The 13,110-nt window shown below is 68.9% G+C and carries 8 protein-coding genes and 1 pseudogene; 7 read left to right on the top strand and 2 right to left on the bottom strand.

What is annotated here, in order from left to right; all coding sequences use genetic code 11:
* Window positions 1-26 precede the first annotated feature (26 nt).
* On the top strand, window positions 27-731 hold the full coding sequence (locus tag ACSHWB_RS08415; RefSeq protein WP_439661519.1) for an alpha/beta hydrolase: 705 nt from the start codon (window positions 27-29) through the stop codon (window positions 729-731).
* Window positions 728-1,750 carry an acyltransferase family protein gene (locus ACSHWB_RS08410; RefSeq protein ID WP_439661518.1) on the top strand — a complete coding sequence of 341 codons (1,023 nt, stop codon included), beginning with the start codon at window positions 728-730 and terminating at the stop codon, window positions 1,748-1,750. The genes ACSHWB_RS08415 and ACSHWB_RS08410 overlap by 4 nt, the downstream gene beginning before the upstream one ends.
* Window positions 1,751-3,104: 1,354 nt before the next feature.
* Here ACSHWB_RS08410 and ACSHWB_RS08405 read toward each other — a convergent pair.
* Window positions 3,105-3,338: pseudogene (locus tag ACSHWB_RS08405) on the bottom strand (hypothetical protein); the annotation flags it as partial.
* A 308-nt stretch (window positions 3,339-3,646) separates the two neighbouring features.
* A complete protein-coding gene (locus ACSHWB_RS08400; RefSeq protein WP_439661517.1) occupies window positions 3,647-4,219 on the bottom strand; it encodes an SACE_7040 family transcriptional regulator in 573 nt (190 codons plus the stop codon).
* A 163-nt stretch (window positions 4,220-4,382) separates the two neighbouring features.
* On the opposite strand from ACSHWB_RS08400, the gene ACSHWB_RS08395 reads away from it, so the two are divergent.
* The 5 genes from ACSHWB_RS08395 (at window position 4,383) to ACSHWB_RS08375 (ending at window position 12,821) form a co-directional block, all read left to right on the top strand.
* Window positions 4,383-5,168, top strand: coding sequence for an SGNH/GDSL hydrolase family protein (locus ACSHWB_RS08395; protein WP_439661516.1), 786 nt, complete (start codon window positions 4,383-4,385; stop codon window positions 5,166-5,168).
* Between the two features lie 137 nt (window positions 5,169-5,305).
* A complete protein-coding gene (locus ACSHWB_RS08390; RefSeq protein WP_439661515.1) occupies window positions 5,306-6,895 on the top strand; it encodes a carboxyl transferase domain-containing protein in 1,590 nt (529 codons plus the stop codon).
* 2 nt (window positions 6,896-6,897) lie between these two features.
* Window positions 6,898-8,811: an acetyl/propionyl/methylcrotonyl-CoA carboxylase subunit alpha gene (locus ACSHWB_RS08385; RefSeq protein ID WP_439661514.1), complete on the top strand. Its 1,914-nt coding sequence runs from the start codon at window positions 6,898-6,900 to the stop codon at window positions 8,809-8,811.
* Window positions 8,812-8,816: 5 nt separating this feature from the next.
* Window positions 8,817-9,968, top strand: coding sequence for an acyl-CoA dehydrogenase family protein (locus ACSHWB_RS08380; protein ID WP_439661513.1), 1,152 nt, complete (start codon window positions 8,817-8,819; stop codon window positions 9,966-9,968).
* A 126-nt stretch (window positions 9,969-10,094) separates the two neighbouring features.
* Entirely contained in the window at window positions 10,095-12,821 is a 2,727-nt protein-coding gene (locus ACSHWB_RS08375; protein WP_439661512.1) for a hypothetical protein, read from the top strand.
* Window positions 12,822-13,110 lie beyond the last annotated feature (289 nt).

The following is a 13,110-nucleotide window of genomic DNA, read 5'->3' as shown; positions in this document are numbered from 1 at the left end:
GCCCGTGGTCTTCCTAGTTTCGGTTCATGCGCCGAGCCGTCCTGTTCCTCCTGCTGATCGCCCTGCCGTCGGTCGCACCGTCGATCGCGCAGTGGCGTTCCGACGTCGCCCGCCGGGTCGCGATCGTCGGTGACCTGAGCACCGCGCGGGACGTCGTGATCGTCGTGCCGGGGTCCGACGTGGACGTCGACCGGTTCGACCGCACGATCGGGCGGATGGCGGCCGACCTGTACGCCCAGGCGCACCGCGACGACCTCGCCGTGATCGCGTGGCTCGGCTACCGGACGCCCCAGGGGCTCGGCGTGGACGCGGTGACCGGGTCGCTGGCCCGTCAGGGTGCGGCTGCGCTGGTCGACTTCGTGCGGGCGTTGCAGACCAACGCGCGCATCCACGTCTTCGGCCACAGCTACGGATCCGTGGTCGTCGGGCTTGCGGCACACGACCTGGACGTGGCGGACATCGTGTTCACCGGAAGTCCTGGTGTGCGAGCGGGTTCCGTTGCCGAACTCGGCACGCGGGCCAAGGTCTGGGCGTTGCGGTCGAGCGGCGACTGGATGCGGTTCGTGCCGAACGCCCGGCTGTTCGACCTCGGGCACGGCACGGATCCGGCCGGCGAGGAGTTCGGTGCCACGGTGCTGCGGTTCGACGGCGGCAAGCACGACACCTACTACGAACCGGGCAGCGAGACGTTGAACGCGCTCGTCCGGATCGCTTCGGGGGAGAAGCTGTGAGGAATCCGTTCATCGACGCCGTGCGGGCGCTTGCCGTCGTCACGGTCGTGCTCGGCCACTGGCTGGTGACGTCGCTGGTGGACACGCCGACCGGGATGTACATCGACAGCCCGTTGAAGCACCTGACCGCGCTCACGCCGGTTTCCTGGGTGTTGCAGACGCTCGGCCTGTTCTTCTTCGTGGGCGGTTATGCGGCCGCACACTCGAAGACCTCGTTCCTGGTCCGGTTGAAGCAGCTCGCCGTGCCGACGTTGCTGATGCTGGGCTGCTGGGCGGCTGTCCTCTTCGGACTGACGTTGCGCGGGGTGGACCAGGGCACCGCCTGGAACATCGGGTTCCTGGTCACGACGCCGCTGTGGTTCTTCGGCGTCTACCTGGTGCTGCTGGCGATGAAACCGTTGGTGCGCAGGCTGGACGAGTACTCGTGGGGTGTGCTCGTCCCGGTCCTGCTGGTGCTGGTCGTGCCGTACGCGGTGTGGTGGGCGGCCTGGCAGCTCGGCCACTCCCTGGCGCGCAGGAGGATTCCCGGACCGCCGCTGCTGGTCCTGGGCGTGCTCGGGTACGCGGCACTGACGACGTTCGGTGGCTATCCGTTGTCCGCGGTGGGAATCCCGGGCGAGGCCGTCTCCAACCTGAACCCGCCGAACTACGCGACGCTCGCGCTGGCGTTCGCGCAGATCGGCCTGGTGCTCACGATCGCACCGCTGCTGACGAGGCTCGGCACGGCGAAACCCGTGGCGTGGCTGAACAAGCGCGCGTTGGGGATCTTCCTGACGCACCAGAGCGCGTTGATCACCGTGACGCTGGCGTTCAGCGCGTGGGGAGCGTTGCCGGGGCTCCAGCAGCCAGCAGATCATCCGGACTGGGTGTGGCAGCGGCTGCTGTGGCTGCCGGTGTGCGCGGCAGTGACCTGGGGATGGCTCCGAGCACTGCGAGGCCGATCGCCACGGCGTGCAGCACCACCACCGGTCCTGCCGGATCCAGTGCCAGCATCGGCGGTACGCACGCCAGCGCCGTGAGCAGCCACGGCAGGCGGGTGTCGCAGCTGCCGGTGCGGGCCGTGTGGATCAGGTACCAGCCGAGCAGCAGGTGGATGAGGTTCTGCAACGGGTCCACCGGCAGCAGCACCAGCATCCCGTCGCCGAGGAACCCGCTCACCACGAACCCGAGCACGCCGAGAGTCCCGAACGACACGCCCATGGCCGTCGCGAGCCGCGTGCGGTGCGACTCGTGCGCGAGTTTCGGCAGCCGCACCAGGCGCCGTTCGAACCGGTGGAACACGAGGATCAGCGGCACCAGCCCGAGCACCAGCCAGACCGGCGCCTGCGTCACCCCGAGCAACCCGACCAGCGCGCCGACCCCGGCCAGGTACGCGAGGTACACCGTCATGGGCGCGCGGCGGGCGAAGTCCACGACGTGCCAGGACCGGCCGTCGAGCCAGGACGTGACCCGGCCGCGCGCCAGCAGCGCCAGGCACACCTGCGCCACGCCGAGCACCATCATCGACCGCGGGTAGTCGCTGAAGAACACCAGCGCGGGCAACGTGATCGCACCCACCGCGGCCAGCAGCTTGCGGGGGAGGCCGGTCAGCGTGCCGTCCGCGTAGAAGAAACCGATCTGCTGCATCAGCAACGCGCCGACGATCAGGTTCACGTAGCCGCCGGTCTTCCAGTCCGTCGACGTCCGTGCGACCTCGACCATCAGGGTCAGCAGCACCAGCACGAACGGCGTGGTGCGGCGCATGTGCTGATGCAGCCACGCGGCCGCCGGCGTCACCGCGACGGCGAGCAGGTAGACCCCGACGAACCACAACGGATGCGTGATCAACCGGCTGTACGCGTCGACCTTGACGTCCATCAGGTTCAGCGCCGCGAACAGCACCACCCACAGCAGCACGAACGCCATCACGGGCCGCAGCAGCCACGACGTCCGGCTCGACACCCAGCACCCGAAACCGCCCTGGTGCGCGTGCCAGCTGCGCAGGTTCGCGTGCCCGCCGGCGAAGAAGAACAACGGCACCGCCTGCAACGCCCACAACCACGACGTGCCGGACCCCCGCAGGTGCGCGAGCATCGCGACCGTCTCGCCGAGCACGAGCAACGCCAGGCTGAAGAGCCGCAGGAACGTCGCGTACCGGTCCTGTTCGGCGTGCTCCAGCACCGGCGGCAGCGAGGCCGTCTCGTCGCGACGACGGCCGTGCAGCCTGGCCAGCAGCAGGAACACCACCATCGCGCTGCCGAACGCCCACGCCACCACGGGTTCGTGGCCAGGAGCGCCCCAGCGCTGCCGCCACGAGTTGAACTTCAGTCCCAGCGCGTAGGTCTCGGCCACCGCGTGACAGCTCTGCTCGGCACCGCGCGGGTTCAGCCGGCACTGCGCGTGCAGGTCGATCGTGAGCCGGTCGTCCAGCGCCTTGCGCGCCTGCGGTCCGAGCGGATCGCCCTTGTGGTCGGCGTAGCGCAACAGGTCGTAGCCCAGGTCGTGCGCGCGGCACGCGGCACTGAAGTCCCACTCGGTGTCCCCGGCCGGCCCCGAACACCCGCCGCCGGCGTCGACGACCCTGAGCGTCCCGTCCGGCGCCGTCACGGTCTTGGGATCTCTGCCCATCTCGCGCGCGAAGTCGCCAGGCAGGTTGACGTACGGGTCGTGTGTCGCGGACGGCGTCACGAACGCGTCGACGGCGTTGGCCGCGGCGATCACGTCGGCGCTGCGCGGCAGCCCGTCGTCCCCGGTGGCGGGTCGTGAGGCGATCACCCCGCAGACGAACACGGCGAGCGTGATCACCGTGAACCGGAACCAGGCCGGAAGCCGGAGGAGGAGTTTGCGGGCGCCCATTGTCGGGCAAGGTTACGGACTGGTCTCGGCTGATCGCCAGTTCACCAGGTCAGCCGCACGCGTTGCGGCTATCGGTCGAGCTATGACGTGACGACGGCGGGCGTGAGCGAGGCCAGTGCCATCCGGGACAGCAGCGCGGCCATCTGGTCGCGGTCGAGGTGCGCGCTGTGCGGGGTCGAGTTGATGAGCCCGAACACGGCGTGCGCGGCGGCACGCGCGGTCGGCTCGTCGAACTCCGGCACCGTGCGCCGGATCGTCTCGACCCACACCTCGACGTAGCGGCGTTGTAAGGCACGCACGCGCCGGCGGTCCGGGTCGGTGAGGTTCGCGAGGTTGCGCATCTGCACGGTGATGAGCGCGGGGTCGTCCAGCGCGAAGTCGACGTGCCAGCCGATCAGCTCCCGCAACGCCTCGTCGGCGTTGGAGGCGGCGTCCACCCGCGCCTGGCCGCCGTCGAGCAGTCGTTCGGAGATCGACGTCAGCATCTCGCCGAGCATCGCGTCCTTGCTGCGGAAGTGCCGGTAGAGGGCAGGGCCGGAGATGCCCACGGCCGCACCGATGTCGTCGATGCCCACGCCGTGGAAGCCGTGGCGCGCGAAGAGTTCGGCCGCGGCGTTGAGGATCTGGTCCCGACGTGAGGGTTTCTCGACCACGGAAGGAGGTTAGCAGCCGTTCACATCGTCGTCCGATGGGTGGAATTCGCGCAGGTGCAAGCCCTGAACGTTGACTATTGACGAATACTTCACACAGGCCTTACTCGTGAGTAACCATTGACGTGCAATGCATCACACCCTGCGGCCCCTTCGGGAGTCTTCGATGCGTCCTGCTTACTTCCTCGCCTCGGTGGTCACCGCCGCCGCGGCCGTCATCGCGCTCGCCAACCCCGCCGGCGCGGCAGCCGTCAACTACGTCGCACTGGGCGACTCGTACGCCTCCGGGCTCGGGACCGGCAGTTATGACGGTTCCAGCGGCAGCTGCAAGCGCGGCCCGCTCGCGTATCCAGCCCTCTACGCCGCGGCGACAGCGCCCGCGACGTTCAAGTCCGTGGCCTGTTCGGGTGCGCGAACAGGTGACGTCATCACCCAGGCCAACAACCTCACAGCGGCGACGAACCTGGTCACCGTGCAGGTCGGCGGCAACGACGCCGGCTTCACCGACGTCATCACCACGTGCACCTTCGGCTCGGACCAGGACTGCACCAACCGGGTGAACACGGCGAAGGCCTACGCCGCCAACACGCTTCCCGGGCTGCTCAACAACGTCTACAGCACCATCAGGGCGAAGTCCCCGTCGGCGCGCGTGGTCGTGCTCGGCTACCCGCGCATCTACAAGGTGCCGGGCTCCTGCAACGTCGGCCTGAGCGACACCAAGCGGGCCGCGATCAACTCCGGTTCCGACGCGCTGCACGCCACGATCGGCGCGCGGGCCGCGGCGGCCGGGTTCAGCTACGTCGACGTGCGCGGGGCGTTCACCGGGCACGAGATCTGCTCGTCGAGTTGGTGGCTCAACAGCCTGAGCTGGCCGGTCGAGGAGTCGTACCACCCGAACCGCGCCGGTCACCAGAGCGGCTACCTGCCCGCTCTGCGGTCAGTGATCGGGTGACGTTTTCCGGAACGTGAGAGTGCCTGAAAGGCTGCTGACCTGCGTTCGGGTCACTCTCGAGGCGTTCCGGTGGACCGCTAGGTTAGCGGGCGCTAACATGAGGATGTTAACGCCCGCTAACCTGAGGTCTGGGGAGCATGGACGCACCTGTCCTGCGCAGCGCCGCCGAGCCGTCGGACCGCTACGCCAAGGAGCACACCGCGCTCGTCGACGAGCTGCGCGGCAAGCTCGCCACCGCTGCACTCGGGGGTCCCGAGAAGGCACGCCGGCGGCACGTCGACCGCGGCAAGCTGCTGCCGCGCGAGCGCGTGGACACGCTGGTCGACCCCGGTTCGCCGTTCCTGGAGCTGTCGCCGCTGGCCGCCAACGGCATGTACGGCGACGAGGCGCCGGCCGCGGGCATCATCACCGGCGTCGGGCGGGTCTCCGGCCGTGAGTGCGTGATCGTCGCGAACGACGCCACGGTCAAGGGCGGCACCTACTACCCGATCACGGTCAAGAAGCACCTGCGCGCGCAGGAAGTGGCGCTGCAGAACAACCTTCCGTGCGTCTACCTCGTCGACTCCGGCGGCGCGTTCCTGCCGAAGCAGGACGACGTGTTCCCCGACCGCGAGCACTTCGGGCGGATCTTCTACAACCAGGCCACGATGTCGGCGCGCGGGATCCCGCAGATCGCCGCCGTGCTCGGGTCGTGCACCGCCGGTGGCGCGTACGTGCCGGCGATGAGCGACGAGGCGATCATCGTTCGCAACCAGGGCACGATCTTCCTCGGCGGTCCGCCGCTGGTGAAGGCCGCGACCGGCGAGGTCGTCAGCGCTGAGGACCTTGGCGGCGGCGACCTGCACTCGCGGACGTCCGGCGTCACCGACCACCTGGCGGAGAACGACGCGCACGCGCTGCGGATGGTCCGCTCGATCATCTCGACGCTGGGCCCGCGCGTGCAACGGCCGTGGGACGTCGCGCCCGTCGAGGCCCCGGTCGTCACGGACGACCTTTACGGCGTGGTGCCAACGGATTCCCGGACGCCCTACGACGTGCGCGAGGTCATCGCACGGATCGTCGACGGCTCGAAGTTCCAGGAGTTCAAGAAGGAGTACGGGCAAACGCTCGTCACCGGCTTCGCGCGCATCCACGGCCATCCGGTCGGGATCGTCGCCAACAACGGCATCCTGTTCGGCGAGTCGGCCGTGAAGGGCGCGCACTTCATCCAGTTGTGCGACAAGCGGTCCATCCCGCTGGTCTTCCTGCAGAACATCACCGGCTTCATGGTCGGCCGCGAGTACGAGGCGGGCGGCATCGCCAAGCACGGCGCCAAGATGGTGACCGCGGTGGCGTGTGCGCGCGTCCCGAAGTTCACCGTGATCATCGGCGGCAGCTTCGGTGCCGGCAACTACTCGATGTGCGGCCGGGCGTACTCGCCGCGGTTCCTGTGGATGTGGCCCAACGCCCGCATCTCCGTGATGGGCGGCGAGCAGGCGGCGTCCGTTCTCGCGACCGTGCGGCGCGACCAGCTCGGTGACGAGTGGTCGGCCGAGGACGAGGAGGCGTTCAAGGCGCCGATCCGTCAGCAGTACGAGGACCAGGGCAACCCGTACTACTCGACCGCGCGGCTCTGGGACGACGGCGTGATCGACCCGCGTGACACCCGCACGGTGCTGGGGCTTGCCCTGTCCAGTGCGGCGAACGCCCCCATCGACGATGTTTCCTACGGCGTCTTCCGGATGTGATCATGTTCGACAGCGTTCTGGTGGCGAACCGCGGGGAGATCGCGGTCAGGGTGATCCGCGCGTTGCGGTCGCTCGGGATCCGTTCCGTCGCCGTGTACTCCGACGCGGACGCCGAGGCGTTGCACGTCCGGCTGGCCGACGAGGCCGTGCGGATCGGGCCCGCCGCGGCTCGCGAGAGCTACCTGTCCATCGAGAAGATCGTGGCCGCCGCTGTTTCCACTGGCGCGCAGGCGATCCACCCCGGCTACGGCTTCCTCGCCGAGAACACGGCGTTCGCGGCGGCCTGTGACGCGGCGGGAATCGTGTTCGTCGGACCGCCCGCGTCGGCGATCGACGCGATGGGCGACAAGATCCCCGCGAAGCTGACGGTGTCGGCGGCGGGTGTTCCCGTCGTGCCGGGCCGCACTCGTGCGGGCATGTCCGACGACGAGATCGTCGACGCCGCCCTGGAGATCGGTTTCCCCGTGCTGCTCAAGCCCTCCGCGGGCGGTGGCGGCAAGGGCATGCGGCTGGTGCACGAGGAATCCGCGCTGCGCGAGGCGATCGAGTCCGCACGGCGGGAGGCGCGCGGGTCGTTCGGCGACGACACGCTGCTGATCGAGCGGTTCATCACGAACCCGCGGCACATCGAGATCCAGGTCCTCGGCGACGCGCACGGCAACGTGATCCACCTCGGTGAACGCGAGTGCAGCCTCCAGCGGCGGCACCAGAAGATCATCGAGGAGGCGCCGTCGCCGTTCCTCACGCCCGAGATGCGCGAGGCGATGGGATCCGCCGCGGTCGACGCGGCGAAGTCCGTCGGGTACGTCGGCGCGGGCACCGTCGAGTTCATCGTGGACGGTACGTCGGGTGACTACTTCTTCATGGAGATGAACACCCGGCTGCAGGTCGAGCACCCGGTGACCGAGATGGTCACGGGCGTCGACCTGGTCGAGTGGCAGCTCCGCGTGGCGTCCGGTGAGGTGCTGGACGTCGCCGTCGAGCTGAACGGCCACTCGGTCGAGGCCCGCGTCTACGCAGAGGACCCGTCGCGCGGCTTCCTGCCGACCGGTGGCCGCGTGCTGGCGTTGAGCGAACCGGCCGACGTCCGCGTCGACTCCGGGCTGTACGAGGGACTTGTCGTCGGCTCTGACTACGACCCGATGCTGGCCAAGGTGATCGCGCACGGCCGCACGAGGGAAGAAGCGTTGCGGCGCCTCGACCACGCGCTCGGCAAGATGGTGCTGCTCGGCGTCACCACGAACATCCCGTTCCTGCGCGCACTTCTGCGTGATCCCGATGTTCGTTCAGGCGCTCTGGACACCGGTCTCGTCGAACGGAAGCTGGACGAGCTGACCTCGGTCGAGATCCCGGACGAGGTGTACGTGGCGGCGGGCCTGGAGCGATCGCTGCAGCCGCACGGCGAGGACCCGTGGGACCAGCTGGGCGGCTGGCGCATCGGTGAGCACGCCTGGACGACCTGGCGGATCAACGACGTCGACGTGCGCGTGCGCGGCGAGGAAGTCGTTGTGGGCGCCGGAGAACCGGTCCGCGCCCGAGCCCGCAGGGAAGGCGCCGACCTGCTCGTCGGCACGCGCCGCTACTCGATGGCCCGCGACGGCGACGTGCTGTGGCTGGGCCACGACGGCGCCTCCTGGGCGTTGGTCGAGGCCGAGTTCCTGGTCGGGGCCGCAGACGGTGCCGCGGCCTCCGGTGGCCCGGTGAAGTCCCCGATGCCCGGAACCGTGCTCGTGGTTCGAGCGCGGCAGGGCGAGGAAGTGACCGCCGGTCAAGCGTTGTTCGTGGTCGAGGCCATGAAGATGGAGCACACCGTGACCGCACCGGTCGACGGCGTGCTCGCCGAAGTGAACGTGCAAGCAGGCCAGCAGGTCGCACTCGACCAGGTACTGGCCCTCGTCGTCTCTCACGAGGAGTGACAGCAATGTTGGACTTCAGGCTCCCGAGCGAGTACGAGGACCTGCGCAAGACCGTCGAGGAGTTCGCCCGCGACGAGGTGGCGCCGGTCATCGGCGACTTCTACGAGCGCTGCGAGTTCCCGTACGAGATCGTCGCGAAGATGGGGCAGATGGGCCTGCTGGGCCTGCCTTTCCCAGAGGAGCACGGCGGCATGGGCGGCGACTACTTCGCCCTGTGCATCACGCTGGAGGAGCTCGCGCGCGTCGACTCGTCGGTCGCGATCACGGTGGAGGCGGCGACCTCGCTGGGCGCCATGCCCATCTACCGCTTCGGCACCGACGAGCAGAAGGCCGAGTGGCTGCCCTCGCTGACGTCCGGCCAGAAGCTCGGCGCGTTCGGCCTCACCGAACCGGGCTCCGGCTCCGACGCGGGCGCCCTGGTCACCACCGCGCGCCTCGACGGCGACGAGTGGGTCATCAACGGCACCAAGGCGTTCATCACGAACTCCGGCACGGACATCACCGGCCTGGTGACGGTCGCCGCGGTCACGGGCACCCAGCCCGACGGCCGCAAGGAGATCTCCTCGATCATCGTCCCGGCCGGCACCCCCGGCTTCGTGGTGTCGAAGAAGTACTCCAAGGTCGGCTGGAACGCCTCCGACACCCGCGAACTGTCCTTCCAGGACTGCCGAGTGCCCGCGGCGAACCTGCTCGGCACCCGCGGTCGCGGCTTCGCCCAGTTCCTGCGCACGCTGGACGAGGGCCGCGTCGCGATCGCCGCGCTGTCGGTCGGCCTCGCCCAGGGCTGTGTGGACGAGTCGGTCCGCTACGCCCACGAGCGCGAGACGTTCGGCGCGAAGATCGGTACCTACCAGGCGATCCAGTTCAAGATCGCCGAGATGGAGGCCCGCGTGCACACCGCGCGCCTGGCCTACTACGAGGCGGCGTCCCGGATGCTGCGCGGCGAGCCGTTCAAGAAGCAGGCGGCGATCGCGAAGCTGGTCTCGTCCGAGGCGGCGATGGACAACGCCCGCGACGCCACGCAGATCTTCGGCGGGTACGGGTTCATGAACGAGTACCCGGTCGGCCGGTTCTACCGCGACGCGAAGATCCTGGAGATCGGCGAGGGCACCTCCGAGGTGCAGAAGATGCTGATCGCGCGGGAGCTCGGGCTTTAGGCCGTTCCATCTAAATAACTTCAAAACGCCGGTTCGAATCGCACTGTCCGGCTACCGTCGTCTGCCTTCCGCACGAGTGTGAGGGTGCAGATGACAGGTAGCCGGACAGAACCGGTTTTCCCGGGGTTGAACGTTCTTCTCGAAGTCATTCACGGGCTGTGCGACCGACCCGGCTTCTTCTACCGCAGCAAGACCGAGGAAGTGGTCGGTGACCAGCCGCTTCCGCTGCTCTACCTGGAGAGCGAAGACAGCCCGACGCCATTTCTGCGCGCGCTCGAACACAAGCTCGACGAGGGCCGCCCTTCAATACCGCACGCCTATGTCGACGTGTCCTCGGTGCGGGCGGAAGTCGCCAAGAGATGGCCACCAGAAGCGCGTGAGACGCCGCCGTTGTTGCCGTTGCTGGACGTGCTGAGCCGGCAGCTGTCGGAGGTCCACGTCGGCACCGAGCGGCTGACGCGGTTCGACCATTACCGGCTCGTCGACTGGCTCACGAGCAAGAGGCTGCCGCGCAAGCCCGGCCGTGACGACCGGGCGAGCGTCATCGAGCTGCTGCGCCAGTGGACCGGCAGGACCGCGCAGGACGGCGAGGCGCTCAACCGGGCCGTGGACGCGTTCATCCCCAACCTCGTCACGCGGCTGGGTCTCGGGCTGGTGGCGTGGGTCGGCAGCAAGGCCGGCTTCCGGTGGCTCGGTAAGCGAGTGCCGGGGCTCGCGCGGGAGTCGAAGTGGTTCATGCGCGGGCAGAACTTCGCGCTGCCCAACCACTCCATCGAGTTCCTCGGGTTCGCCGAGCGCCTCACGCTGGGCAGGCGGGAGTCGGAGAACGAGGAGCAGATCAAGCTGCTGCTCGTGCACGCGTTCCTGGAGGACCTGCGGATCGCGTACCGGCGGCGCCGCCGGTTCACCCCGCGCAGGGCCGGCTGGCGGCGCACGGCCTACATCCCCGCGCTGCTGGACGGCGTGACCGAGGACAACGGCGGCTGGGAGCTGCTGGAGCTGATCAACGACGTCCGCAACGAGACCGGCGAGCTGGACCCGCTGCTGGTGATCGCGGCGAGCTCAGGCCAGCCCGCGCTGTCCCGGCGGCTCGGCACCACGCCCGTCGCGCCGGACGAGACCGCGGAGGCGTTGACGACCTGGCGGGAGGAGCTGCCGCGCAAACGGCAGATGCTCGCGCCGGACGCCCGCTACCTGATGATCCGGCTGCCGTTCCCGAGCCCGGACCGCAAGAAGTGGAAGGGCGCGCCCGCGTTCCAGGCGGCACCGGTGCGCTGGCTCGCGAAGTCGCGGCGGCTGGAGGCGATCATCGCGGCGGTGGTCCTGGTGCTGCTGGTGCCGGGGTTCGTGGCGGTGCAGAACAACGTCAAGGCCAACTGCTCGATCGTCGGCTCCGCGATCTCGCCGGGCGTCTCGACGCGGCTGATGGACGTCGGCGGCAACGTCGAGTGCCTGGGCTACAGCGACAACAGCGGCCAGGTGTTCGGCTCGAACGAACGGCTGAGGTGGACGCAGCAGGCGGTCTTCGCGCAGAACGAGACGGCGGAACGGCTGCACGACTCCGAGCCCGCGCGCCCGCTCGTCACGCTGCTCTACTTCTCGAGCCTCACTCACAAGGACAGCAACCCCGACGCCGACCACTCCAGGGCGGAGGAGTTGGAGGGCATGCTGCTCAAGCAACGGCAGCAGAACGACAGGTCGAGCTCGGGCCCGTTGCTGCGGGTCGTGGTCGCGAACGGCGGCGGGAAGATGGGCCGCGCGGACGACGTGCTGTCGGAGCTGCTGATCCCGTTGCTGGAGAAGGATCCGAGCATCATCGGGGTGGTCGGGCTCGACCGCAGCGTCGAGCAGACGCAGAAGGTCATCAGCTCTCTCGGGTCGTTCGGCGTGCCGACCATCGGCACCACGCTGACCGAGGCGTCGCTGCCGAAGCTCTCGACGACGTACTTCCAGCTCATCCCCGGCAACGTCCGGCAGGCCGACCTCGTCAGGAGGTACGCGCAGCACGTCGGCGCGACCAAGGTGACGATCCGCCACCCGAGGCTCGGCGGGACGGACGTCTACCTCGACAACCTGGTCAACGTGCTGGGAGAGGAACTGGCCAGGGAGAAGGTGCCGTACGAGGCGCACGAGTGGGTGAACAGTCCGCAGGAGGTGCCGTCGCAGTGCGTCGAGGACCACTCCAGCGAACTGGTGTTCTTCGCGGGCCGTGAGGAGCACTTCGGCGAGTTCCTGCAGGCGGTCGGCAAGGACTGCTACGACAAGAACCGGCTGCCGCGCATCCTGGCCGACGACGCGATCATCCGTTTCATCGCGCAGAAGGCCAGCCGCACCCGTGACTCGCTGGCCGGCATGCGCGTGTCGTACGTGAGCATGGCCGGACTCGTCGTGCTCGCCGGCAAGTCCTGCGTGGAGGGCAGACCGGACCAGAAGGTGCGCGGTGGCCTGCCGCTGGACGCCTTCTGCGCCGGCTACAGCAGGCTGGCCGGCGAGATCCAGCAGTCCGCGCTGCCGGCGGAGGACAAGCCCGCGAAGCCGTGGCCGGGCGAGCACATGGCGGTCGCCTACGACGCGGCGGGACTCTTCCTCGACACCGTGGGCAACGCCCAGGCCCGGTTGGCCGGTGGCACTCCGCACCGCGGTGCGATCGCGGGGGAGCTGCGAGAGCTGGAGTACTTCGGTGCGACGGGACGCACGAACTTCAAGGCGTCGCGGGTCGGGGAGACGAGGAACTTCACGATCCTGGAGATCGCGAACATCCACGACTTCGAGCAGCAGCCGACGTGCGTGTTCCTGACCGGTGATCTCTACGGCCCGGACTCGCCGCGCCTGCCGAACGGGTGCCCTGCCTGAGCACCTGGCCAGTGGTCTTGTCCGAAACCTCGTGTCCTGGTTGGTGCCGAGGCGTCTGCAAGTACCACCAACTCTTGATCGAATCGCCGTCAACCACACCCAACCTGTTCGCCGAATGGCGAACAGGCGCCGTCCCTTTCAAGCCTCGCAAGCCTGTTGGTGGTAGGAAAGTGTCTGTTGATGTTGAGTTGGTGGTACTTGCAGACGCCGGCAGAGCCAGGAGCTGGGCCGCTTGGGGGGTAACGGAGACGACTTCTGGCAACAGGCCTGGATCTTGGGACCTATGAAG

The organism is Lentzea sp. HUAS TT2 (assembly GCF_051853195.1).
GTDB lineage: Bacteria > Actinomycetota > Actinomycetes > Mycobacteriales > Pseudonocardiaceae > Lentzea.
Note: the sequence above shows the minus strand (reverse complement) of the source record. Positions and strands in the feature narration are given on the sequence as shown.